The sequence below is a fragment of the Plantimonas leprariae genome (assembly GCF_008802405.1).
Lineage (GTDB): Bacteria > Pseudomonadota > Alphaproteobacteria > Rhizobiales > Rhizobiaceae > Plantimonas > Plantimonas leprariae.
Genome location: NZ_VZDO01000018.1, coordinates 20262 through 43307, shown reverse-complemented (window position 1 = coordinate 43307; position 23046 = coordinate 20262). Strand labels below are relative to the sequence as shown.

General features: G+C 70.8%; 22 protein-coding genes. 7 read left to right on the top strand and 15 right to left on the bottom strand.

Annotated elements, in window-relative coordinates; translation table 11 throughout:
- Positions 1-99: 99 nt before the first annotated feature.
- Both F6X38_RS18930 and F6X38_RS18925 read left to right on the top strand, forming a co-directional pair.
- Positions 100-1272 carry a zinc-dependent alcohol dehydrogenase gene (locus tag F6X38_RS18930; RefSeq protein ID WP_150972445.1) on the top strand — a complete coding sequence of 391 codons (1173 nt, stop codon included), beginning with the start codon at positions 100-102 and terminating at the stop codon, positions 1270-1272.
- 17 nt (positions 1273-1289) lie between these two features.
- Positions 1290-2084, top strand: coding sequence for an SDR family NAD(P)-dependent oxidoreductase (locus tag F6X38_RS18925; RefSeq protein WP_150972443.1), 795 nt, complete (start codon positions 1290-1292; stop codon positions 2082-2084).
- A 34-nt stretch (positions 2085-2118) separates the two neighbouring features.
- Here F6X38_RS18925 and F6X38_RS18920 read toward each other — a convergent pair whose 3' ends face one another.
- From F6X38_RS18920 to F6X38_RS18895, 6 genes are read right to left on the bottom strand one after another with little or no spacing between them, the layout of a single operon-like run.
- Positions 2119-3678 (bottom strand): GGDEF domain-containing protein, encoded by a 1560-nt coding sequence (locus F6X38_RS18920; RefSeq protein ID WP_150972441.1) that lies wholly within the window; start codon positions 3676-3678, stop codon positions 2119-2121.
- A gap of 51 nt (positions 3679-3729) precedes the next feature.
- Positions 3730-4518 carry a nucleotidyltransferase family protein gene (locus F6X38_RS18915; RefSeq protein ID WP_150972439.1) on the bottom strand — a complete coding sequence of 263 codons (789 nt, stop codon included), beginning with the start codon at positions 4516-4518 and terminating at the stop codon, positions 3730-3732.
- The gene (locus F6X38_RS18910; protein WP_246191444.1) at positions 4515-5621 is read right to left on the bottom strand and encodes a GNAT family N-acetyltransferase; all 1107 of its coding nucleotides are present in this window, start codon (positions 5619-5621) and stop codon (positions 4515-4517) included. The genes F6X38_RS18915 and F6X38_RS18910 overlap by 4 nt, the downstream gene beginning before the upstream one ends.
- Before the next feature lie 5 nt (positions 5622-5626).
- On the bottom strand, positions 5627-6709 hold the full coding sequence (locus F6X38_RS18905) for an LptF/LptG family permease (RefSeq protein ID WP_150972435.1): 1083 nt from the start codon (positions 6707-6709) through the stop codon (positions 5627-5629).
- Positions 6706-7929 carry an LptF/LptG family permease gene (locus F6X38_RS18900; RefSeq protein ID WP_161992834.1) on the bottom strand — a complete coding sequence of 408 codons (1224 nt, stop codon included), beginning with the start codon at positions 7927-7929 and terminating at the stop codon, positions 6706-6708. Before F6X38_RS18900 ends, F6X38_RS18905 begins: the two co-directional genes overlap by 4 nt.
- 19 nt (positions 7930-7948) lie before the next feature.
- Entirely contained in the window at positions 7949-8386 is a 438-nt protein-coding gene (locus tag F6X38_RS18895; protein WP_150972431.1) for an HIT family protein, read from the bottom strand.
- A 148-nt stretch (positions 8387-8534) separates the two neighbouring features.
- On the opposite strand from F6X38_RS18895, the gene F6X38_RS18890 reads away from it, so the two are divergent.
- From F6X38_RS18890 to F6X38_RS18880, 3 genes are read left to right on the top strand one after another with little or no spacing between them, the layout of a single operon-like run.
- Positions 8535-9668, top strand: a complete 1134-nt coding sequence (locus F6X38_RS18890; RefSeq protein WP_246191440.1) for a CDP-alcohol phosphatidyltransferase family protein — start codon at positions 8535-8537, stop codon at positions 9666-9668.
- A gap of 8 nt (positions 9669-9676) precedes the next feature.
- Entirely contained in the window at positions 9677-10627 is a 951-nt protein-coding gene (locus F6X38_RS18885) for a diacylglycerol kinase family protein (protein ID WP_161992833.1), read from the top strand.
- The gene (locus F6X38_RS18880) at positions 10624-11568 is read left to right on the top strand and encodes a hypothetical protein (protein ID WP_150972427.1); all 945 of its coding nucleotides are present in this window, start codon (positions 10624-10626) and stop codon (positions 11566-11568) included. Before F6X38_RS18885 ends, F6X38_RS18880 begins: the two co-directional genes overlap by 4 nt.
- Here F6X38_RS18880 and spt read toward each other — a convergent pair.
- The 7 genes from spt to F6X38_RS23505 all read right to left on the bottom strand — a co-directional run bounded on the left by spt (position 11525) and on the right by F6X38_RS23505 (position 19153).
- Complete coding sequence (gene spt / locus F6X38_RS18875; protein ID WP_150972425.1) at positions 11525-12781, bottom strand: serine palmitoyltransferase; 1257 nt, start codon at positions 12779-12781, stop codon at positions 11525-11527. The two genes, F6X38_RS18880 and spt, sit on opposite strands and share 44 nt — an antisense overlap.
- A 10-nt stretch (positions 12782-12791) precedes the next feature.
- On the bottom strand, positions 12792-13049 hold the full coding sequence (locus tag F6X38_RS18870; protein ID WP_246191439.1) for an acyl carrier protein: 258 nt from the start codon (positions 13047-13049) through the stop codon (positions 12792-12794).
- A 111-nt stretch (positions 13050-13160) separates the two neighbouring features.
- A complete protein-coding gene (locus tag F6X38_RS18865; RefSeq protein WP_150972422.1) occupies positions 13161-14111 on the bottom strand; it encodes an NAD-dependent epimerase/dehydratase family protein in 951 nt (316 codons plus the stop codon).
- Entirely contained in the window at positions 14104-17277 is a 3174-nt protein-coding gene (locus tag F6X38_RS18860) for a fatty acyl-AMP ligase (protein ID WP_150972420.1), read from the bottom strand. The genes F6X38_RS18865 and F6X38_RS18860 overlap by 8 nt, the downstream gene beginning before the upstream one ends.
- On the bottom strand, positions 17277-18407 hold the full coding sequence (locus F6X38_RS18855; protein WP_150972418.1) for a sensor domain-containing protein: 1131 nt from the start codon (positions 18405-18407) through the stop codon (positions 17277-17279). Before F6X38_RS18855 ends, F6X38_RS18860 begins: the two co-directional genes overlap by 1 nt.
- A gap of 104 nt (positions 18408-18511) precedes the next feature.
- The gene (locus tag F6X38_RS18850) at positions 18512-18949 is read right to left on the bottom strand and encodes a type II toxin-antitoxin system VapC family toxin (RefSeq protein WP_150972416.1); all 438 of its coding nucleotides are present in this window, start codon (positions 18947-18949) and stop codon (positions 18512-18514) included.
- Positions 18950-18952: 3 nt separating this feature from the next.
- Entirely contained in the window at positions 18953-19153 is a 201-nt protein-coding gene (locus F6X38_RS23505) for a hypothetical protein (protein WP_161992832.1), read from the bottom strand.
- Between the two features lie 157 nt (positions 19154-19310).
- Between F6X38_RS23505 and F6X38_RS18845 the strand changes: the two genes are divergently transcribed.
- On the top strand, positions 19311-20057 hold the full coding sequence (locus F6X38_RS18845) for a phosphocholine cytidylyltransferase family protein (protein ID WP_150972415.1): 747 nt from the start codon (positions 19311-19313) through the stop codon (positions 20055-20057).
- A gap of 4 nt (positions 20058-20061) precedes the next feature.
- Here F6X38_RS18845 and F6X38_RS18840 read toward each other — a convergent pair whose 3' ends face one another.
- The gene (locus F6X38_RS18840; RefSeq protein ID WP_150972413.1) at positions 20062-21138 is read right to left on the bottom strand and encodes a fatty acid desaturase family protein; all 1077 of its coding nucleotides are present in this window, start codon (positions 21136-21138) and stop codon (positions 20062-20064) included.
- A gap of 189 nt (positions 21139-21327) precedes the next feature.
- Here F6X38_RS18840 and denD point away from each other — a divergent pair, with 189 nt between their 5' ends.
- Positions 21328-22317 carry a D-erythronate dehydrogenase gene (denD, locus tag F6X38_RS18835; protein ID WP_150972411.1) on the top strand — a complete coding sequence of 330 codons (990 nt, stop codon included), beginning with the start codon at positions 21328-21330 and terminating at the stop codon, positions 22315-22317.
- Here denD and maiA read toward each other — a convergent pair.
- Entirely contained in the window at positions 22314-22997 is a 684-nt protein-coding gene (gene maiA / locus F6X38_RS18830; RefSeq protein WP_246191438.1) for a maleylacetoacetate isomerase, read from the bottom strand. The two genes, denD and maiA, sit on opposite strands and share 4 nt — an antisense overlap.
- Positions 22998-23046 lie beyond the last annotated feature (49 nt).

The window sequence follows — 23046 nt, the reverse complement described above, 5'->3', positions numbered from 1 at the left end:
GTTTGCCGGGTACGCAACTGCGCCCTCCCCTCCGGCCCCGGAGCCGGAACGATCGTCGCCGTCGCGGTCTTGTCCGGGACACGCGAAGGAGGACGGTCGATGAAGGCGCTGACGTGGCACGGCAAGGGCGACATGCGCTGCGAGAGCGTGCCCGATCCGAAGCTTCAGGATGCGCGCGACGCGATCGTCAAGGTCACGTCCTGCGCCATCTGCGGCTCCGATCTCCACATCTACGACGGCGTCATCCCCGGCATGGAGCACGGCGACGTCGTCGGTCACGAGACGATGGGCGAGGTCGTGGAGGTCGGCTCGGGCGCCGCCTCGAAGCTGAAGGTGGGCGACCGCGTGGTGATCCCCTTCACCATCTCCTGCGGCGAGTGCTTCTTCTGCAGACAAGGCTACTTCTCCGGCTGCGAACGCTCCAACCCGAACCGCGAGATGGCCACCAAGCTCTGGGGCAACTCCCCGGCGGGACTCTTCGGCTATTCGCACATCCTCGGCGGCTTTCCCGGCGGGCAGGCGGAATTCATCCGCGTGCCCTACGCCGATGTCGGGCCGATCAAGGTGCCGGAGGGCTTGAGCGACGAGCAGGTGCTGTTCCTGTCGGATATCTTCCCGACCGGCTACATGGGCGCCGAGATGTGCAACATCAAAGGCGGCGAGACGATCGCGATCTGGGGCTGCGGCCCGGTCGGGCAGATGTCGATCCGCTCCGCCTTCCTGCTCGGCGCGGAACGCGTCATCGCGATCGATACCGTGCCGGAACGGCTCGCGATGGCGAAGGCCGCGGGCGCGATCACGGTCGACTTCCACGCCGAGGACGTCTACGAGCGGATCATGAAGCTGACGCGCGGTCGCGGCGCGGACGGCTGCATCGACGCCGTCGGCTCGGAGGCCGACGCAACCGCCAGCGCCGACTCCCTCCTCGACCGCGTCAAGACCGCGACCTTCCTCGGCACCGACCGGCCGCACGTCCTCCGGCAGGCGATCCATTCCTGCCGCAACTTCGGCGTCGTCGCGATCATCGGCGTCTACGGCGGCTTCCTCGACAAGATCCCGTTCGGCTCGGCGATCAACCGCGGCATCACGATGAAGATGTCGCAGACCTCGGTGCAGCACTACCTGCCGAAGCTGATGGACCACATCGTCAAGGGCGACATCGACCCGTCCTTCGTGATCACCCATACGGCGCCGCTCGACGACGGCCCCGACCTCTACAAGACCTTCCGCGACAAGAAGGATGGCTGCATTAAGGTCGTCCTGAAGCCCTGACACCCGGAGAAACCAGCATGTCTGCATCCCCCGAACGCCGGCTCGCCGTTGTGACCGGCGCTTCCGCCGGCATCGGCTACGAACTCGCCAAGGTCTGCGCCGGCGAGGGCTTCGACCTCGTGATCGCGGCCGACGACGCGCGCATCGGAACCGTCGCGGAGGAATTCCGGCGTCTCGGCGCGCGGGTCGAGGAGGTCGAGGCGGACCTTTCCACCACGGAGGGCGTCGACACGCTTCTCGCGAAGGTGCGGGAGATCGGTCGGCCGGTCGACGCGTTGCTCGCCAATGCGGGCCGCGGCCTCGGCCACGGCTTTCTCGACCAGGACTTCGCCGAGGCGCGGAAGGTCGTCGACACCAACATCGTCGGCACGATCTACCTCGTTCAGGCGATCGGCCGCGACATGCGGGCGCGCAACGCCGGCCGGATCATGATCGTCGGCTCGATCGCCGGCTTCATGCCGGGCTCGTTCCAGGCGGTCTACAACGGCACGAAGTCGTTCCTGAACTCCTTCTCCTTCGGCTTACGCAACGAACTGAAGGAGACCGACGTCACCGTCACCTGCCTGATGCCGGGCGCGACGGAGACCGAGTTCTTCGACGAAGCCGACATGAAGGACACGAGCGTCGGCGCGTCCGAGAAGGACGATCCGGCCAAGGTCGCGCGCGACGGCTTCGACGCGATGATGAACGGCGAAGGCGACCGGGTCAGCGGCTGGAAGAACAAGCTGATCACCGCCGCCGCGAGCGTCCTGCCGTCCGGCATGCTCGCCGAGCAGCATCGAAAGATGTCGAAGCCCGGCAGCGCGAACTGACGGCATCGGCCGCGGCGCCGGCCGAAGCTCCGGTTCAGGCCATGCCCGGCGCTGTCGCGGCCGCCGCGTCCTCCGCCCGCACCGTAGCGGCGGGAGACGCCATCTCCACGCGGTTCCGCCCCGCTGTCTTCGCCCGGTAAAGCGCCCGATCGGCCCGATCCAGGAGGCGCACGGCGTCAGCGGCTTCGTCCGTCTCGGAAGCTTCCGTCGCGACCCCGACGCTGACCGACACCAGCGGCAGCGTCCGGCTGGCCTTGTGCGCGATGCCGAGCATCAGGACGGCCTGACGGACGCGTTCGGCGATCACGAGGGCGCCTGCCGGTCCCGTATCCGTCAGGAGCAGGGCGAATTCCTCGCCGCCGTAGCGCGCGACGCAGTCGCCGGGCCGGGTCAGCGCGCGGTCCAGCGCGCCCGCGATCGCCTTCAGGCAACTGTCGCCCGCCGGATGGCCGTAGGTGTCGTTGAACGCCTTGAAGTGGTCGACGTCCACGAGGATCATCGACAGCGGCCGGCGGTTGCTGCCGGCGGCAGCGGACTCCCGCTCCAGCGCTTCGTCGAAGGCGCGCCGGTTGCGCACGCCCGTCAGCCCGTCGGTCAGCGCGAGATCGGTCCATTTGCGCTCGGACGCCTGGCGGGCATCGATCTGCGCGGCGAAGCGCCAGCCGACGAAGCCGAGAAGCGCCGCCAGCACGCAGGCCCCCGCCACGGTCGCGACGCAGTCCTGCAGCCAGCCGGCGAGGATGCTTCGCTCGCTGATGCCGGCATACATCACCAGCGGCACCTCATCGATGCGCTCGAAGGCATAGACACGCATCAGGCCGTCGACGGGCGAGAGGGAACGGACGATCCCGACCTTGTTGACGACGGTTCTTTCCCGGTCCTGCGGATAGATCAGGTTCCGGCCGAGGACCGCCTCGTTCACCGGATAGCGCGCCAGGAGCACGCCGTCGCCGCGCAAGAGCGAGATGCCGACCTCGCCCGCGGCGCTGAAGTTGTCGTAGAAGCCGGAGAAGTAGTCGACCCGGATCGTCGCCATCACCACGCCGCCGAACTGACCGTTCGCATCGTCCCAGCGGCGCGTGACGGTTACCAGCCAGTCGTTCGTCGACGGGCTTCGGACCGGGCTCCCGATATGGATCGCGTCGCCGAAGTTCTCCTCGTGGAAGCGGAAGGCCGCGTCGCCGGACAGGTCGAACCAGTCCGGAATCTGCGGCTGCGAGGAGACGAACTGCCGCCCGTTGCGGTCGAAGGCGATCAGGCTGCGGATGCGCATCACGCTGCGGAGCTGCGTTTCCAGCGCGGTGTCGAGCAGGTAGATGTCGTCGAGCGACCGGCCGGGCGATGTCCTCAACCGTTCCGCGAGGGTGGTCAGGAGGACGTTCGCGATCTCGAACGTGTCGGTCGCATGCTGCGAGAGCGAGCTCGCCAGCATGCCGGCATCGACTTCGCTCTTGGCGAAGCGTGCTTCCCGGTCCTTGAACTGGCTCGCGGCCGCCATCGCCACCACGGCGACCGCGATGACGAGGCTGAAGACCCGCAGCCACTTGGCGAGCGGTCTTGCTTCGGCAAGCGAGGGCGCGGCGGGAAGCGACATGGCGGCGTCCGTTGATCCCGCGCATCTTGCCGCAGCATTCTTGCGAGCCGGTTAAGCCATGCGCTCACTGGCGTCTTCGCGTCGCGCGATGATTCGTCGCACTAGGGCGAGGTCGTCCATGTCGTCGACGTCGATCGCCGCTTCGCCGAACGGCATCTCGACCGCACGAAGCCGGGCACCGGCGCGAGCGCCGATGCGGTCGAGGACGCCGTCCAGCGTCAGGCGATGGCCGAGATAGGCGAGGAGCGTGCCGAGGCCGATCATCCGCGCCATGACGAGAGGCCGCTTGCGATACGCCTCGATCCGACGCCAGAAATCCACGACGCCGACGGCTTCGGGCGTCGCGAAGAAGAACAGGTTGCAGCCGGACCAGCGGCCGTCCCGGAAGCGGAGGAAGGTGCGCTCGGTGGTGGGCTCGGCCGCCATCACCGTTTCGGCGCGGGCGAGCGCCGCGGCGGCGTCGGCGCCGGCCGGCAGGTGGTCGAGGAAATGGTCGACCCACTCGGCGCGCAGCAGCGGGTGGTCGGCGGTGGTGACGAGAAGCGGCGTGCCGAGCGCCGCGATCGCCGCTTTGACGCTGAGGCTCGGGGTCGGCCCGGGCGCGAGCATCTCCATCCGGCCAGGATCGAGGAGCGGCAGCGGCTCGGCGGCCGAGACCGCGATCCGCCCGACCCGCGGGCAGTCGAGCAGCGTTTGCGCGACGCGGTCGAGCATCGTCCGCCCGCATATCTCGATCGTCGCCTTGTGCGGCGAGCCGGTTTCGCGCGCCAGCGGGTCGCCGCCCGGCCGCTCACCCGCCAGGATCAGCGCGGCGACCGGGCCACCGCCGCCGCCCGTCACGCGCGAAGCGCCTTCTCGTAGATCCGGTAGGTCTTGTAGGGATCGCCGGCCATGGTCTGGCCGAAATGGCGCATCGGCGCGTTGTCCTCGAGGATCCACGACATCTCGATGTGCCGGATGCCCTTCTTCGCGGCCTCGTTGCCGAGGCGGCTCATGATGATCATCGGCAGGAACGCGCCGGTCGCGCCCTTGGCCACCGAGCGGCGGACGCCCATCAGCGGGATGCGCGCGGTGGAAACGCCCTTTACCTTCAGCCGCCACAGCAGCTTCGCCCAGCCAAGGGGGACGAGGCTGCCGCTGAGGTCCCGGATCGCCTCGTTGAGGTTCGGCAGGCAGATGCCGAAGGCGGCGGGCTCGCCGTTCACCTCGGCGATTTGGACGAAGTCCGGCACGATCAGCGGCTTCATCGATTTCGCCATCGCGTCGAGGTCGGCGCCTTCCAGCGGCAGGAAGTTCCAGTTGCCGGACCAGGCGTCGTTGAAGATGTCGACCACGGCGGCGAGGTCGGCCTCGTAGCGCTTCCAGTCGAGCGGGCGGAGCGTCACGCCCGGCGGCAGCGGCCGCTTCTCGACCCGCCGCGCCCAGGCGGGCCGGGTGGAATTGTCGAAGAGATAGGCGAAGACGTCCTTGGCCTTCGTGTAGCCCTCGGCCTCGATCCGCGCCGGCAGGGATGGCGGGTTGTGCGGCATGAGCAGCATCGGCGGCGTTTCGAAGCCGTCGACGAGGACGCCGATCTCCTCGTTGATGGACAGGTCGAACGGCCCGAGGATGCGGGTGCGGCCGCGCTCCCGCAGCCAGTTTTCCGCCGCCCGGAAGAGCGCGGCGAAGACTTCCCGGTCGTCTTCGGCCGCGAGAAGCCCAAAATGGCCGGTCTCGCCGGTACGGCGGTCGGCCTGGGCGCTGATCCGCCCGACGACGCGCCCGTCCCGCCGCGCCAGGAAGAAGGCGATCTCGGCCTGGGCGAAAAGCGGGTTGTGCTTCGGCGACAGCGCCTGCCGGCGCTCCATCAGGAGCGGGGCGACATAGGCGGGATCGCCGCGTTGCAGTTCGGGCCCGAGCCGGATGAAGCGTTCGAGGTCGCCCTTGCCGGCAACTAGGGTCACGTCGATCAAGCGGTGCCTCCGCGTGGGTGCCTGACGCCTTCCAGCCGGCGGAGCAGCAGAAAGGCGAGGATGGCGAAACCGACGCTCGGGCTCCAGGCGGCGAGCGCCGGCTGGATGACGCCGGCGCGGCCGAGGGTCGCGACGACGCCGTCGGTCAGGAGGAACACGAGACCGGCGCCGAGCGACAGGATGAAGACGCGCCCGCTCCGTCCGTCGCGCCAGGAGGCGAAGGCGAGGGGCAGCGCGAGGAGCAGCATCACGAAGTCGCTCGCCGGCTCGGCGAAGGCCCGCTGCAGGGCGGTGGCGTAGACGGACGGCGCGGCGACCGCCAGCCGCCGGCCGACGAGGACGTCGTAGGCCGCCCCGACCGAGACGTTGGCGTCCGGCGCCATGGCCTCGATCACGTCGCGCGGCCGGAGGCGGGTGTTCCAGACGCCGTCCGCCGGCCGGCCCGTGCCGATCTCCTGGCGGCGCAGGTCCGTCACCGTCGCGTCGTCCAGCGTCCAGCGCCCCTCGGCATAGCGCGCCGCGCCGGCGACGGTGCGGGTCGAGACGGCGTCGAGGAGGTCGCGGTCGAAGATCCGGACGTTCTCCAGCCGCCGGCCGCCGTCGAGCACCCGGCCGGCCTCGACGATGCGGCCGTCGATCTTCAGCCAGACCGGCTTGTTGGTCTTGACGCCGTTCTCCGCCCACCATTCCGCCAGCCGCCGCTCGGCGGGCGGGCGCATGCCGTCGGCGATGGCGTAGTGGCCGAGCGCGATCACCACCAGCGCCGGCAGCATGGCGAGGAAGATCCGGCCGACATGCATGCCGGCGGCGCGCATCGCGACGATCTCGCCGTGGCGGACGAGCGGGGCGAGAACGAACAGCGTCGCGAGGAGGACGCCGAGCGGCAGCACTTCCGGCAGGATCGAGGGCGTGCGCATCGCGACGTAGAACAGGAAGCCGGAGGCGCCCTCGCCCATCGCCAGGATGTCCTCGGTCGTGTCGAGGAGGTCGAGGATCTGGACCAGCGCGCCGAGCACCGCGACGGTGCCGAGCGCGGTGAGAAGCAGCCGGCTCGACAGGTAGGAGGCGAGCGTGATCATTCGGCGCGCTGCCGGCGCGGCCGCACGAGCCGGAAAACGCCGCCGCCGAAGTCCGACAGCCGCCCGATCAGCCGCGACAGCGGCGCCTCGGTCGGATGCCGGGCGCTCGCCAGGAACAGCCACAGCGACAGCGCGACGAAGGCGGCGAAGGGCGCGAGCGCCGTCACCGGCACCGGCCCGTGGCCGGCCGCGGCTAGATCCTTGCCGAACTGCAGCGCGCTGTTGAACGTCAGGAGCACGATCGCGCCGGCGACCAGCCCGGCCGCCCGCGAGCCGCGCTTGGTGGCGAGGCTGAGCGGGATGGCGAGAAGCGGCATGAACACCAGCGCCAGTGGCCGGATGATCCGGTCGATCAGCTCGGCTTCGACGATGCGGGGCCCGAGATCGGTCGTGGGGGCTCTCAGTTCCTCCCACAGCTCGCCGAGCGTCATCTCGCGCTCGTTGCTGCCGCGCGGGCGGTAGGGCCGCCCGGCATATTCGATCTCGGTCTGGAAGTTCAGGTGCCGGAACTGCGTGCGCAGCGGCGGCCCGTTCGGGTCCTGGATGATCGAGACGCCGTCCTCGAGGATCAGCTTCAGGTGGACGCCGTCGGGTCCCGGCGCGATCTCGCCGCTCGTCGCGGTGGTGATCCGTTCGCGGCCGCCTTCGTCGATCTGGTGGATGAACACGCCGCGGACGCGCTTCGAGCCGGCGTCGACGTCGTCGGCGGTGATCGTCGCGCCGCGGCCGGCATTCACGAAGCTGCCGGGCCGGATGTCGGTGCGGTAGGCGACCACCGCCGTCGCCGAATAGAGGACGCTGCGGTAGTCGTAGCGCGACAGCGGGTTCAGCCAGCCGTAGAGCACGAAGGAGAACACGGCGAGCACCGCGCCCAGCGCGACGAAGGGCACGGCGATGCGGCCGAGCGACAGGCCGCTGGACAGCAGCGCGTCGAGCTCGGAGCCGTCGCCGAGCCGGATCATCGCGACGAACACCGCGATCACGAAGGCGGCGGTGAGCGCGAGGCCCAGATAGTGCGGCACGAGGCTGGCCGTCAGCGCGGCGAGGATGCCGAGCTCGGTCGAGCCGGAGGAGGCGAGGACGTTGAGGAGGCGCAGGACCCGCGCGAGGAGGAGGCCGACGAGGAGCACGCCGACGCCGAGCCCGAGCGGCTTCAGGACGAGCCCGAGCAGGTAACGGTCGAGGATCGTCGGAACGCCGAAGCTGCGCCTGCCGGACATGAACGGTTTGATCCCCGGCTCAGGCCGCGTTCCAGAGCGCCGCGAGGCGATCGCGGATCGCGCCGACGTCCGCCTCGCCGAGCGCCACGGCTTCCCCGAGCGCCGGCGGCCCCGGCCAGCCGGCGTCGGGGAAGCGCGTTTCCCCGTGCCGGCGCTCGCCCGCATAGCGCGGGATCACGTGGAAATGCACGTCCGGGTCCACCATCATCAGCATCAGATAGTTGATGCGCTCGAAGGCGACGAACTCCCGCAGGACCCGCTCGATCCCGGTGACCGCGAGCTTCAGGTCGGCGAAAGCGTCCGGCGACAGGTCGGCGAAGCTCCGCGCCGCCTCGCGGCAGACGAGCACCAGCGAGCCGAGGGTCGGCGCCTGCGGGCGCAGGAGCACGCTCCAGTGCGCGGTTTCGGCGACGAGGCTGGCGGGATAGCCGAACTTCGCCATCGTCGGATTGGCCATCTCGCGGACCCGGCTGGACTCGAACCGCCGACCTGTAGAGGAGTTGGCTCGCGGACGCCAGCGGGGCGGACGGCTTGTGTCCGGTCCATGACAGCCTCTACACAGCGCCCGATAACCGCGCCTAGATCAACAGCGAAAGCCGCGCCGCTTGCCGAACGCCCCTGCCCCGACCATCGCTCCGGCCGTCATCGTGATCGGCGACGGGCCGGTGCCGATCTGGGGGATGACCGCCGCCGAGCGGCTGCGGCGCTCCTTCGCGCGGCTGGGGCTCCGCGACGTCGCCTTCGGCGCGGGCGACGCGCCGCCCGCGGGCCGCCCGGCGATCCTGATCCGCGCCGACCACGTCTTCGACCAGCGGCTGGTCGAGGCGCTGGCGAAGTCGCCGGAGACCGCGCTCGCCACCAGCGGCGGCGAGATCGTCGCCGTCCACACGGCGGACGCGGCGGCCGCGCTCGCGGGCGAGGGCCGCCTCGTCGTCCCGCCCGGCTGCGCCGTGAAGACGCCGGTGGAGCTCGCCGGCTCCTACAACAACAAGCTCCGGAAGCGCGAGGAGCCGTTCCTCCTCCCCCTCACCCGCGAGAACCTGGCGGCGATCCGCGACCGCACCTTCGGCGCGTCCTACAAGGGCGTCACCGACTTCATCACCAAGCACGTCTGGCCGCCACCCGCGAAGCTCGTCACCGGCTGGTGCGCCAGCGCCGGCATCACGCCGAACCAGGTGACGCTCCTCAGCCTCGCGCTCGTCATCCTCTCCTTCTGGCTGTTCTGGCACGGCTATTTTGGGCTCGGTCTCCTGTCCGCCTGGATGATGACCTTCCTCGACACGGTCGACGGCAAGCTGGCGCGCGTCACCATGACCTTCTCGAAGGCCGGCGACGCGCTCGACCACGGCATCGACCTCGTTCACCCGCCCTTCTGGTGGTGGGCCTGGATCGTCGGCCTGCCCGCCGTCGGCCTGCCCCTCGCCCATCCCGGCCTCGTCACCGCGGTGGTGGTCGGCGGCTACGTCGCGCAGCGGATCGAGGAGGGCGTGTTCATCAAGGCCTTCGGCATCGAGATGCACATCTGGCGGCCGTTCGATTCCTGGTTCCGCGGCATCACGGCGCGGCGCAACCCGAATCTCCTGATCCTCACCGTCCTGACGCTCGTCGGTCGCCCCGACTGGGGCATGCTCCTCGTCGCGGCTTGGACGGCGCTCTGCTTCCTCGTCCACCTCGCCCAGATCGTCCAGGCTGCGAGCGCCACGCGGCAGGGGCCGATCCGCTCCTGGCTGCAGGCCTGAGCGTTCCGGTGCTGCTCGGCATCGTCCGCAACCCGCGCAGCCGACGCAACCGCGACCGGCCGGCGATCGATGCCGGCCGCCTCGGGAGCGATACGCTCCTGCGCGAGCCGCGCTCGCATGCCGAGCTCGACGCCGTCCTCGCCGAGTTCGCGGCGCGCGGCGTCGGCCTCCTCGCGGTCGACGGCGGCGACGGCACGGTGCGGGACGTCCTGTCCGCCGCGCGAGGCTCCTTCGCCACCCTGCCGCCGATGGCCTTCCTCGCCTCCGGCAAGACCAACATCCTCGCCGGCACGAGCGGCAACTGGGGCACCGGCCAGAGCGGCCTCGAACGGCTCGCCGGCGCGACCGCCGCCGGCCTCCCTCCTACGCTGCCGCGGCGCCCGGTATCGACGCTGGAAGTCGTGTCTGGAGACCGGCGGCTGACCGGCTTCGTGCTCGGCGCCGGCGCCTATGCGCGGGCCATCGCGCTCGCCGACCACGGTCTCGCCGACCGCATCTCCTTCGGACCGGCGCGCGTCGCGGCCGGGATCGGGCGCGGGATCATGGCGCTGGCGAAGGGCGAGGAGCGCGCGCGCTGGCTCGCCGGCGCGCCGATGCGCCTCGCCCTCGACGGCGGGGCATCGGCGGAACCCTCGCGCCCGCGGCTGATCTTCCTCGCGACGACGCTCCGGCGCTTCACGCTGGGCGTCTGGCCGTTCTGGGACGGCGAGACCAGGCACCCGTTGCGCTTCCTCGCCGTCGACGCGCCGCCGCAGCGCCTCGCCGCCGCGCTCCTGCCCGCCCTTCGCGGCCGCCCGGCGCCGTGGATGCGCGAGGCCGGCTACCGCAGCGGCTCCGCGGCGCGCATCGTCCTTCAGCTCCGCGAGCGCTTCGTGCTCGACGGCGAGGCCTACGACCCCGGCGAGGGCGGGTTGGTCTCGATCGCGGCCGGCCCGGCGGTGGAGTTCGTCTCGCCATGACGGAACTCGAACGGCTCGTCGCCGCCGAACTCGGCGCACCCGTCCGCCCGGAAGCCCGCGCCTTCGCCGCCCACCTCGCGGCAGGCGCGCGCCGGCCCCCCGTCGCCGTCCTGTTCTACGGCTCGGGGCTCCGGGCCGGCGACCTCGACGGCATCCTCGACTTCTACGTGATCGTCGACCGGCTCGCCGACTGGAGCCACGGGTCCCTCGCAGCCCGCGCCAACGCGATGCTGCCGCCGAACGTCGAATACCATGAAGTCGCGCTGGACGGCCGCACGATCAGAGGCAAGGTCGCGATCCTGTCGCTTCGGCAGTTCCGGCGGCTGGTACGGACGGACAGCCTCGACACCACGGTCTGGGCGCGTTTCTCGCAGGTCGCGGCGCTGGCATGGGCGCGCGACGAAGCGGCGGCAACGACGGTCGCGGCGGCTGTGGCGGAAGCGGTCGCGACGGCGGTGATCTGGGCGGTCCGTCTCGGTCCCGCCGAGGCGCGCCCCGCCGACTACTGGCGCGGCCTGTTCCGCCGCACCTACGCCTCCGAGCTTCGGGTGGAGAAGACGAGCCGCGCCGACGGGATCGTCGATCAGGCGGAGCCGCGCTATGAGCGGGCGTTCCGCGCCGCGGCGGCAGCGAAGGGCATCACACTGGAGGAGTTGGCGGACGGAAACGTCCGGCCGCGCCTTGCCGAAACCATCGACGAAAAGAGCCGCGCGGAGCGGGACTGGCAACGGCGGGCGCGGCTGGCGAAACCGCTGAACGTCGCGCGCCTCGCGAAAGCGGCCTTCACCTTCAAGGGCGGAGCCGACTACATCGCCTGGAAGGTCGAGCGCCACAGCGGCGAGGCGCTCGTGGTCACGGACCGGGAGCGGCGCTGGCCGCTCCTCGTCGCCGTGCCGCTTATCCGGCGGCTCTGGCGCCGCCGGCGGCGCGCTTCCGATTGAAGATCGGCTCCGGCTCGGCGGCCTCGAGGATGCCGAGCTCGCGCGCCATCCGGCCCATCAAGTTCGCCGCGAAGGCGATCTGCTCCGGCGTGTGGCGGGCCGAGACGCTGGAGCGCAGGAAGGCCGAGGAACTCGGCGTCGCCGGCGGCAGCGCGAGGTTCATGTAGAGCCCGTTCTCCAGGAGCGCGTTCCAGAGCACCATCGCCTTTTGCGGGTCCGGCAGGATCACCGAGACGATCGGCGAGCATTGCGGGCCGACCTGGAACCCCTGCGCCTGCAAGGCCGTGTAGAGCTGGCGGGCGTTGCTGGTGAGCTGGGCGCGCAGGCCCGGCTCCTGCTGCAGCTTCTTCAGGGCGAATCGGGTCGAGGCGATCACCGCCGGCGGCAGCGAGGCCGTGAACATGTAAGGCCGGCAGGCGAGGCGCACGATGTCGAAGTCCTCGAGATCGGAGACGCAGAAGCCGCCGACACTGCCGAGCGATTTCGAGAAGGTGCCGATGATGATGTCGACGTCGGCTTCCGCCGCGACCTCTTCGGCCAGACCCCGGCCTCTGGCGCCGAGGACGCCCATCGAATGGGCCTCGTCGACGAGGAGATAGGCGCCGTATTCGCGCTTCACCGCCGCGATCTCGCGAAGCGGGGCCATGTCGCCGAGCATCGAGTAGATGCCTTCCGTGACGATCAGCCGCGCGCCCGGCGCGTCGCCGAGGCGGCGCAGGCGCTTCGCCAGATCCTCCGGATCGTTGTGGCGGAAGCGGATCACGGGCGCGTGGCCGAGCCGCGAGCCGTCGTAGATCGAGGCGTGGCTGTCGGCGTCGATGATCAGGTGGTCGTCCTTGCCGACCAGCGTCGACAGGATGCCGAGATTGGCCTGGTAGCCGGTGGAGAACACCATGCCGTGCCGGCGGCCGAAGAAGGCGGCCAGCTCCTTCTCGAGGTTCTCGTGCTCGTCGTAGGAGCCGTTGGCGATGCGCGAGCCGGTGGTGCCGGTGCCGTGCCGCACGATCGCGTCGATCGAGCCCTCGATGCAGGTGTCGTCGAAGGTCAGGCCGAGATAGTTGTTGGTCCCGAGAAGCACGGTGCGCCGGCCGTCGAGGATGCCTTCGGTGGGCGAGACGATGTCGTCGAAGGTGACGGAGAACGGGTCGCGGCCCAGCGCCTTCAGCCGGTCATGGGCAGCGCGAAGCGGCTTGAACTTCTCGAGAATCGACATGGAACGGAACTCAGTTACGCAACTGGGCGATGGCGCCGGCGAGATCGCCGACGCTCACCACGTCGGCCAGCTGATGCAGGGGAATGGAGATGTCGAGCCGGTCCTCCAGCTCCATGCAGAAATCCATGATCGCCAGCGAGTCGAGGCCGAGGTCGGCGACGATGTTGGTATCGGGCTGCAGGAAGACCGGGCGGCCGAGCATGGACTGCAGGACGCTGGTGATCTCCCCGATGACGCTCGGCGACGCGGCGGAAAAGCTTTGATCCAACAGGACCTCCAACGAACGGTTCGTCAGCGGAAGACGGTGACGAAGAAATAGACGAGCTTCGAGCCAATACGACTCAATTAAAGTTTCCGAGTGTGACAGTTCCGATAACAGCTAAAGCCAGCCGGCTTGCCTGTACCATGCGACTGTTTCGGCGAAGCCGCGGCCTATACTGCGAGCGCTGCCGGCGAGGCCCGGCGGCATGTCGGCGGGGTCGACCGACCAGTCGGGATGCAGCATCTCGCGCACCTTGCCGGGCGACAGGAGCGGCGCGCGCCCGGCGAGCCGGCCGAGAACCGCCCCGCCCCGGCCGAGGAGGCGGAAGGCCGGCGCCGGGATCGCCACGAAGCGGGCCGTTCGCCCTTGTGCGCGCGCGGCCGCCTCGAAGATCTCGTGCATCCCGTAGCCGCCGGGCCGGCTGTCGGCTAGTGCAAAGGTGCCACGCCGACGCTCCTTGAGGAGACGCGCCACCGCGTCCGCCGCGTCCCGCCCGTCGAGAAGCGCGATCCGCTCGCCCCGGTCGCCGCCGGGCAGCGGACAGAGGCCGGAGCGCGCCGCCCGGAAGACGGCGAGCGTCGCCCGGTCGTGCGGGCCATAGAGCGCCGGCGGCCGGACGACCGCGAGACGATCCTCCGGCACGCGGGCTCCGGCCTCCCGCTCGCCGGCGCGCTTCGAGGCGGCATAGGGCGAGAGCTGCGGCTCGCGGGCGGCGAGGCTGGAGATCAGCACCACGTGCGCATCCGGCGCGGCGCCGCCGAGACCGTCCAGGAGGCGCGCGGTGCCGCCGGCATTCACCGCGTCGAACTCGGCGGCGCTTCGGGCTTTCGTCAGCCCGGCCGCGTGGACCACGGCGTTTGCCCCGGCGACGAGCCGGCGGAGCGCGACCGCGTCGGCGAGATCGCCGGCGACCGTTTCCGCCGCCCCCGCGACCGGCCGGCCGTTCCGCGCCAGCGCCCGCACCCGGAAGCCGGCCGCGTCGAGCGCCGCGGTCAGGTGGATGCCGAGGAAGCCGGTCGCGCCGGTCAGCGCGACGAGTGGCCGCCCGCCGCCCCCGCCGTCAGGCAAGCGCGGCGCCTTCGCTCCGCAGCCGGTGGTAGAGCTCGCGCGCCCGCACCCGGCTGAGCTTGCCGGAGGAGGTCAGCGGCAGCGAGTTCGGCCTCGCCAGCGCCACTTCGACATCGATGCCGTGCCGCGAGCGCAGCAGCTTCTCGACGTTGTCCGCGAGGCGCGCCCGCGCGTCGCCGTCGCTCGGCCGGCATTCCACCAGCACCACGACGCGCTCCTCGCCGTCCGAATCCACCGAGAAGGCCGCGACGTCGCCGCTGCGCAGGCCCTCGACCTCGCTTTCGGCGGTGAGTTCGAGATCCTGCGGCCAGATGTTGCGGCCGTTGACGATGATGAGGTCCTTGGCGCGGCCGGTGATGACGATCTCGCCGCCGTGAAGATAGCCGAGGTCGCCGGTGTCGAGCCAGCCGTCCGGCGACAGCACCTCGGCCGTCGCGCCTTCGTTGCGGTAGTAGCCCTCCATGGTCGAGGGCCCCCGGGCGAAGATCCGGCCGACCCGGCCCTCGCCGAGCGGGCCGCCTTTCTCGCCCCGCACCTCCAGCGCGTGGCCGGGCAGCGCCGGGCCGCAGCGCACGAAGGCGCGCGCTTCCGCCGCGCCTTCCGCCGGCCGCGCCTCGCCTTGCGTCTCCAGATGCCGGAGGTCCAGCCGCTCGGCGCGGATGCCCCGGTCCAGCGGCGCGAAGGAAACGGCGAGCACCGTTTCCGCCATGCCGTAGCTGGCGACGAAGCTGGTGTCGCGGAAGCCTGCGGCTGCGAAGGCGTCGGCGAAGCGCGCGAGGATCTCCGGCCGGATCATGTCGCCGCCGATCCCGGCCGCGCGCCAGGACGAGAGGTCGAGCCCTTCCGGCGGCGCGCCGCCGCTGCCCAGGCGTCGGACGCAGAGGTCGTAGCCGAAGCTCGGCGCATAGGAGATCGTGCCGCGGTTGCGCGAGATGAGGTCGAGCCAGAGCAGCGGCCGGCGGGCGAAGTCGCGCGTCGCGAGATAGTCGACGGACAGACCGGCGAAAAGCGGGACGAGGTGGAAGCCGACGAGGCCCATGTCGTGGTAGAACGGCAGCCAGGACACGCAGCGATCCCCCTCGCCGGCCCGGAGGCCGTGGCGGCTGATCGCTTCCGCGTTCGCGGCAAGCGCCCTTTCCGTCACCGCGACGCCCATCGGAAAACGCGTCGAGCCGGACGAGAACTGCAGGTAGCAGAGGTCGCCCGGGCCGGCCGGCGGCGGCAGGTCGTGGTCGCCCGCGTCCGGCAGGTCGGCGAGCGGGCCGGCGAACCGGAGGCCGAGCCCGTCCGCTCCCTCCAGCAGCCAGTCGCGCAAGGCCGCCGGCCCGATCGCGGCGCGCGCTTCGGCGACGCCGATCATCCGCCGGAGGTGCTCGATATAGCTCGCCCGCCCGCCGAAGGCGGCCGGCAGCGGCATCGGCGCCGGCACGAGGCCGGCATAGCGGCAGGCGAAGAAGGCGCGCGGGAAGTCGCCCTCGGTTTCCGCCAGGATTGCCACCCGGTCGCCGTGGTTCAGCCCGAGCGCGAGGAGGCGGCGAGCGAGCGCCTTCGCCTCGTCGCGGAGCTTCGGGTAGGGCAGCGATTCGGCGAGCGCGCCCTTGTTCGAATAGAAGTCGAAGCCGGCGCCGGGGATCGCGGCGGCCGCTTCGAGCGCCTCCGTCAGAACCCGCTCCGGCCGCCCGTCCGGCACCGCTCCTCGTTGAGACTGCTCTTCTTGGTTCATGCGGTCCGGCGGCTCGCCGCTTGTCAGAATGGCGGGTCCGTTACCAAGAGTCGGCTCGAAGGGCAACGCGAGGTCCTCCGGCTCCGGCGCGGCGGTCGCCGCGCCGGGCTTGGCGCGCGCCGCCGCGACGAGCTGCAGGACGAGCTGCAGGACTGCCGCGCCGAGCGCCGCGATGCCCGCGCCCGCGAGGCCGAGGCGGTCCATCAGCGGGAACAGCACCGCGAGATAGGCCACCGCCACCGCGGCCCGGACGCGCAGCGCGCTCCCCGAACGGCCCGTCGAGACCAGAAGCGGCTCCAGCGGCAACGCCCAGATCGTGACGACGGAGGCGCCGAACAGCCAGAGGATGATCGCGTTGGCGCCGAGGAAGTCCGGGCCGACGAACAGGCGGATCAGCGGGTCGCCGAAGACGGCGAGGACGACGAGCACCGTCGTCGCGACGAGGCCGGCGGTGAGCGCGATCTGGACGCAGAGCCGCACGAGCCGCTTCATGTCGCGTTCCAGCCAGAGCCGGGCGAGTTCCGGGTAGAGCGAGGGGACGAGCAGCTTGGCGGGCCGCGTCGCGGCGTCGGCGAGCTGCTTGGCGATGCGGAAGAAGGCCGCCTCGCGGGCCCCGAGGAAGAAGCCGACCGCGAGCAGCGCCGCCTTGCCGGTGACGAGGCCGAGCGCCGACGAGACGTTGATGTTCCAGACGAAGGCCCAGGCCCCCGGCATGTCCTTGGTGAACGGCCGGAGATCCCGCCAGGCGAAGAACGCGCCGCCGCCGGCGGTGCTGCCGTGGCGGCGCATCACCGTCGCCGATGCCCCGACCATGAACAGGAAGGCGGCGAGGGTCGAGAGGTACCAGACGAGGAGCCACTCGGCGAGGCCGCCGCCCGCCGCGAAGACGAGAAGCGAGCCGGCGAAGCGCGTCACCGACGAGATCGTCGTCTGCACCGCGACGAGGTCGAAGCGGTCGAGGAGGCGCAGGATGCCGAGCGGCGTCGTCGTCGACATGAACAGGATCGAGGTGGCGTAGAGCATCGCCGCCCCGACGAGATCCTCCGGCAGGCCGAGCGCGGCGGCGAAGAAGTAGGCCAGGAGCACCGCCGCGAGCGCGCCGCCGACCGCGCCGAGCGCGTCGAGCAGCAGCGAGAAGCGGATCACGCGGTGGAGGTCGCCGATCCGCCCGTCACGCAAGGGTTTCACGCCGTAGTGCAGCGTTGCCTGCCAGGAGTTGAACTCGACGAAGTCGCCGATCGTCTGGGCATAGGTGTGGACGAGCGTCAGGAGGCCGAAACCCTCGACGCCGAGCGAGCGGGCGGCGAGCGCCACGTAGACGAGGCTGAGGACGCCGGTGACGCCGCGCCCGCCGACCAGCATCGCGGTGTTGCCGAGGATCGCGCGGAAGGGCTCGCGCGCCGCGCCCTCGGGACGCGGCCGGCGATGTTTCACGTGAAACATCAGGCTTGCGTACGGAGGTAGTCGAGGATCGCCTTCGCCCCGCGCGGCGCGGAGGGAACGGTCGGATCGACGTCGAAGGTCTCGGCGAAATAGTCGGCCTGGAGCTGCCGGAACTCGCGGTGCGTTTCCCGCGCTCGCTTCAGCGCTTCCGGCAGCTCCGCCACGGTTTCCGCCACGATGCCGAGCTGCCAGGAGCGGTAGTTCGGGTCGTCCCGCCACGCCGTCCGGCGCGGGTCGAGGAAGACCAGCGGCCGCGGGCGGAGGGTGAACTCGGCGATCTGGCTCGACACGTCGCCGAGATAGATGTCGGCGCCGCCGGTATAGGTCATATCGGTGGACGCCGCGCTCCCGAGGTCGATCCGCATGTGGGGAAGGTCCATGTAGCGGCGGAACGGCTCGTACTTCTTCGCCGTCGGCGGGTCGAAGACGCGCATGTGCGGCGCGAAAACGAGGTTGTAGTCGGACTGGTTCGCGAAGAAGTCGAGCACCTCGAAACCGACGAGGTGCCAGGACGACAGCGAGGGCCAGAAATGCGGGTTGTAGACGACGGTCGGCCGGCCGTTGTCGAACAAGGGCTTACGACCGGCGGCGAGCCTGCCGACGAGGTCGAACTTGGCGTAGCCGCCGATGCCGTAGTGCCCGTCGCGGATATTGCCGGCCGCCTTGTGCCGGGTCGCGAGCTTTTCGCCCGGCAGGAGCACGAAGTCGAACTGTCCGACATTGTCGGTATAGCCGCTGGCGCGGTCGCCGCCGCCGTGGCCGGTCCAGACGAGCCTGGTCCTGCCCATGTCGAAGCGGCGGAGGAACAGCGAGGTGCGCTCCGGCACGACGATCGCGTTGAAGGAGCGGAGGTAGGAAAGGTTCAGGAGCAGCGTCAGCTTCTTCGGCCGGATCGTCCAGCCGCCGGCATCGGCGACGGCATGCACCGCCCAGGGCAGGTAGAGGCGCTTGAACGTCACCGGCACGCCCGGATAGGCGGCCGCCGCGAGCTGGCGCATATAGGCGAGGTGCCCTTCGGTCGAGGCGGCGAGATGGACCTCGACCCCGCCGCCCCGCGCCATCTCCATCGCGATCGGCAGGGTGTGCGGAATCTGGTGGATCTGCGCCAGATAGGGGAAGACGACCTTCATGCACCCGCTCGTTCGGGACGAAAGAGCGCGTTCCTATCCGAAGCGCCCCCAGATGGGAACCGCCGGAGCGAGCGCGGCTTCGATCGGCGAGGCGCCGCCGCCGCTCAGCATGCGACCACATCCAGATAGCCGGGCTCGCCGGCCGAGATCGACTGGATCGTCCGGTCGCGCGTGACGATGGACAGCCGCTTGACGCGCCCCGTCGCGATCAGGAAGCAGTCGCCGGGATCCCGGTGACCGGTATAGGCAGCGACTTCGGCGGCTTCGACCGCGACGGCCTGTCCGATGGGTGCGATCCGCGCCGCCGCGACGCGCATTGCCTTTCGAAACCAGCGATCCGGTGGATCGTCGCAGAGCCGCGGACGATCGGCGACGCGATTCTTGCCGACGGCGATGGAAATTTCCCATGCGCTGATCGGCGAAACGAACAGAGCGCGAATTTCCTGGCGTTCGCCGATGGCGACGAGAGCCTCTTCGGAGAGTTCCTCCTCTCCGCTGACGAGCCAGTAGAGCGCGTGCGTATCAAGCAGCAGGCCGACCAAGGATCAGGACTTGGCTCGCGCGGCCCCGCTCGCTGGTTTCCCGGATTGATCCGCTGCCTGCGAGGCGATCGGCTCCGTGAGATCGACATCCTTTCGAATCGCCAGACGCCCTTTGAGGGCACCCACGCCGCGCACGGTGACGAAACGCCCCGATTTCGAATCGCGAACGATCCTGTCGCCGTCTTTCGCCCGAACCTTGCTCATTCGCCGGATATAGCGCGCCCAAGCACGGTCGTTCCAGATTTTTCGCGAGGTGCGTCGACGTCCGGCACAGGTTCCACCGGGTCTCATGCCTCGATTGCGCCTCTCCCGCCCCTCCTGTAAGCGAGGCCGCTTTCGGGAAGCGCGTGCGTCACCGCCCATGAAGACCATCATCCTCAGCGCCGGGCGCGGCAGCCGCCTGCAAGGGCTCGTCGCCGACCGGCCGAAATGCCTCGTCGAGATCAACGGCCGGACCGTGCTCGAATGGCAGGTCGCGGCGCTCGATGCTGCCGGCGTCTCCGAGATCGTCGTGGTGACGGGCTACGGCGCGGAGAAGGTCGAGGCGGCGGTCGCCGCGATGCCGGCGCGGGCCGGGATGCGGCTCGTCCACAACCCGTTCTTCGCGCTCGCCGACAACCTGGCGAGCTGCTGGATCGCGCGGAGCCAGATGGTCGGCGACTTCTCGATCCTCAACGGCGACACGATCGTCGAGCCGGAGATCGCCCGGCGCGTGCTGGGCGGCGAACCCGCCGCGCCGATCGCCGTCACGATCGACCGCAAACCCTCCTACGACCCGGACGACATGAAGGTCTCGCTGGATGGCGACCGGCTGCTGGCGGTCGGCAAGACGCTGGAGCCGGAAGTGGTGAACGGCGAGTCGATCGGCTTCCACCGCTTCACGACCGAGGGCGGGCGCGCCTTCGTCCAGACGATCGAGGCGGTGATGAAGGCCGAGACCGGCCTCAAATCCTGGTACCTCTCGGCCATCGACCGCATCGCGCGCGAAGAGGGCATCGTCGGCACCCGCTCGATCGAGGGGCTCGAATGGGGCGAGCTCGACTTCCCGGAAGACTTGGTGCGCAACCGGGCGGTGACGGCCGGCTGGATCGAGCGCGGCTTGTTCTGACCTGCTACTCCGCCGGCTGTCCCGCCGCCTGCCGCTCGGCGCGGCGCTTGGCGAGCTCGCCGAACAGGCGGTCCATCACGGAGCGGAAGCTCGGGGCGGAGGCTTGGTGGTAGGCCGAGGTTTCCGGCAGGAGCTCGCAGAGCCGGGCGTGGGCCGCCGCCAGATTGTGATAGGGCAGGCGCGGCAGGAGGTGGTGCAGCGCGTGGTAGCGCAGGCCCACCGGCGCCCAGAGCACCGGCAGCGTCGCCGGCGGCGGCACCGTCACCGAATCGAGGAACTGCTCGGCCGCGCTCATCTCCTCGCCCTCGTTCTCCCAGTGATGGGCGGCGAGCGTGCGGACCTGGTTCAGCGTGCCGACGCCCGCCCCGACGAGGAGCACGAGGCCGAACGAGGTCCAGGAGATCAGGCCGGCGAGCGTCGCCCCGACGAAAAGCATCGCCCATGCCGCGCAGGCGATCTCCAGCCGGAACCAGAGCCTCGCCTGCGCTTCCGTCAGCGGCTCGCGCCGGAAGGCGGGGTTGATGGCGAGCGCCGAGAAGCGCTCGCGCGTCGCGCGCCGCAGCGCCGGCACCAGCGCCGAGAGCGGCGCCAGCACGGCGAAGCGGATCAGGAGGCCGACGGGAGCGAGCGCCGACACCGCGACGAAGGCCGCGACGTGCCAGAGCGTCTGGCGGGCGAGCGGCAGGTATTCCGGGTCGGCGACCGTCCCATAGCGCGACTTCGCGTGGTGGAGGTTGTGGACGCCCTCGTACATGAAGGAAGGCACGAGGAAGGGCACGCCGATCAGCGCGTTGTAGCCGGCCTTGAAGCCCGGCACGTCGTCCTTGCGAAGGTGCGAGACCTCGTGGACGAAGGAGATGCCGCGATAGATCGCGAGCACCGCCGCGACACCGCCGAGGATGCGGACGAGGGCGGCATCCGCGACGAGCATCGCCGCCAGCCCGGCATAGGCGGCGAGCGCGGTGAGCGCGAGATCGGTCCAGTAGGTGCGCGGGCGCGCCGCCGTCAGGTCGGCGCAGAGCTTGTGCGCCTCGCCGATCAGCTTCGCGCCGTCCTTCGCCGCGATCGCGTCCGCATTCATCGCTTCGGTCCTGCCTCGGGAAAGCGCCGGTTCGTGCCGGCGCGCTTGACGAGCGCGATACGGTCTGCCGCGACCCGGAGCCAGAAACGATTCGTTTCAGCCTGTCGCAAACCGTCGCAAGCGACATCGGGGCAGAGGGTTGGCACGGCGGCTCGAAACGTCAGATATGGCGCCGGGGAGGATGGTGGCATGAAGGTTCTGATCGTCGGCGCGGCCGGCATGATCGGCGCGAAGCTGGCAAGCCGGCTCGCGGCGGACAGCGCGATCGGAGAACGCGGCGTCGATGCGCTGACGCTCGCCGACGTCGTGGAGCCGCGGCGGCCGGCGGGCCGGATCGGCACGGTGCGGACGCTCGCGCTCGACGTTTCCGACCCGGGCGCCGTCGCCGGTCTCGTCACGGACCGGCCGGACCTCGTGTTCCACCTCGCGGCGATCGTATCCGGCGAGGCGGAGGCGGATCTGGAGAAGGGCTACCGCGTCAATCTCGACGGCACGCGCCACCTGTTCGAGGCGATCCGCGCCGAGCACGAGCGCGAGCCGAGCTACGTGCCGCGGGTCGTCTTCGCCTCGTCGATCGCCGTCTACGGCGCGCCTTTCCCGGCGCGGATCGGCGACGACTTCCAGCTCGCCCCGCTGACCAGCTACGGCGCGCAGAAGGCGATGGGGGAACTGATGCTCGCCGACTTCTCGCGGCGCGGCATCCTGGACGGCCTCGGCCTCCGCCTCCCGACGATCTGCATCCGGCCGGGCCGGCCGAACAAGGCGGCGTCGGGCTTCTTTTCCAACATCCTGCGCGAGCCGCTGGCCGGCGAGGAGGCCGTCCTGCCGGTGGAGGAAAGCGTCCGGCACTTCTTCGCCAGCCCGCGCGCGGCGGTCGGCTTCTTCCTGCACGCGGCGAGGCTCGACACGGGGCCGGTCGGGCCGCGGCGCAACCTCGCGATGCCGGGCCTGTCGGCGACGGTGGCCGAGGAGATCGAGGCATTGCGCCGGGCGGCCGGCGATAAGGCGGTCGGGCTCATCCGCCGCGAGCCGGACGAGACGATCCGGCGGATCGTCGGCGGCTGGGCGACCGACATCGAGGCGAAACGGGCCCGCGACCTCGGTTTCCGGGCGGAGACGAGCTTCGACGAGATCGTCCGCGCCCATATCGAGGACGAGATGGGCGGCCGGATCCCTTAAGCCGGCTTCGCCGGGGCGCCGGCCTGCCGGTAGGGGTCGGCGTTGGCGAAGGCCGGCAGTTCGTTGCAGGCGGCGACGATCCGCTTCACCGTCGGCGCCTCGTCCGGCACCGGCACCCCGAACACCTGCATCACGGCCGGGATGCTGGCGAGGCAGATGTCGGCGAGCGTCACCTGATCGCCGTGCGAGAAGCGCCCGGCCTCGCCGTCCGCCGCGAGGCGCTGCTCGAAGGCGAGGAGGCCGGTGGTGAACCATTGCACCTGCCAGGCCTTCCAGCGCGCCGGGTCGAAACCTTCCTTCTCGGTCAGATACTTGCGGACCCGCGGCACGACCAGCGGATGGGTGTCGGCCGCCAGCATCAGCGCCAGCGAGCGCACCCGCGCCCGGCCGAGCGGATCGCGCGGCAGGAGCGGCGGCTCCGGCGTGGTCTCCTCCAGATATTCGAGGATCGCCAGCGACTGCGTCAGCGGCTGTGCCACGCCGGCGACGCCCAGCGCCGGGATCGCGCCCATCGGGTTGAGCCGGAGGAAGTCGGGGCCGAGGTTCTCGCCCTTGTCGATGTCGACGTTCCGCTCGGCAGCCTCCAGCCCCTTCAGCGCGAGCGCCACCCGCACCCGGTAGGTGGCGGAGGTCCGCCAGTAGCCGAAGAGCTCCATCGCCGCCGCATGGTCGTCGGGCACCGTTCGCCTCCCTTGGTCGACGGGCCGCCGCGGCCCCGCGCGGGAAATG

Coding starts and splice junctions, on each gene's coding strand:
- F6X38_RS18930 (WP_150972445.1), top strand. CDS start 100: ATGAAGGCGCTGACGTGGCACGGCAAGGGCGACATGCGCTGCGAGAGC.
- F6X38_RS18925 (WP_150972443.1), top strand. CDS start 1,290: ATGTCTGCATCCCCCGAACGCCGGCTCGCCGTTGTGACCGGCGCTTCC.
- F6X38_RS18920 (WP_150972441.1), bottom strand. CDS start 3,678: ATGTCGCTTCCCGCCGCGCCCTCGCTTGCCGAAGCAAGACCGCTCGCC.
- F6X38_RS18905 (WP_150972435.1), bottom strand. CDS start 6,709: ATGATCACGCTCGCCTCCTACCTGTCGAGCCGGCTGCTTCTCACCGCG.
- F6X38_RS18900 (WP_161992834.1), bottom strand. CDS start 7,929: ATGTCCGGCAGGCGCAGCTTCGGCGTTCCGACGATCCTCGACCGTTAC.
- F6X38_RS18895 (WP_150972431.1), bottom strand. CDS start 8,386: ATGGCCAATCCGACGATGGCGAAGTTCGGCTATCCCGCCAGCCTCGTC.
- F6X38_RS18880 (WP_150972427.1), top strand. CDS start 10,624: ATGACGGAACTCGAACGGCTCGTCGCCGCCGAACTCGGCGCACCCGTC.
- spt (WP_150972425.1), bottom strand. CDS start 12,781: ATGTCGATTCTCGAGAAGTTCAAGCCGCTTCGCGCTGCCCATGACCGG.
- F6X38_RS18860 (WP_150972420.1), bottom strand. CDS start 17,277: ATGTTTCACGTGAAACATCGCCGGCCGCGTCCCGAGGGCGCGGCGCGC.
- F6X38_RS18855 (WP_150972418.1), bottom strand. CDS start 18,407: ATGAAGGTCGTCTTCCCCTATCTGGCGCAGATCCACCAGATTCCGCAC.
- F6X38_RS23505 (WP_161992832.1), bottom strand. CDS start 19,153: ATGAGCAAGGTTCGGGCGAAAGACGGCGACAGGATCGTTCGCGATTCG.
- F6X38_RS18845 (WP_150972415.1), top strand. CDS start 19,311: ATGAAGACCATCATCCTCAGCGCCGGGCGCGGCAGCCGCCTGCAAGGG.
- F6X38_RS18840 (WP_150972413.1), bottom strand. CDS start 21,138: ATGAATGCGGACGCGATCGCGGCGAAGGACGGCGCGAAGCTGATCGGC.
- denD (WP_150972411.1), top strand. CDS start 21,328: ATGAAGGTTCTGATCGTCGGCGCGGCCGGCATGATCGGCGCGAAGCTG.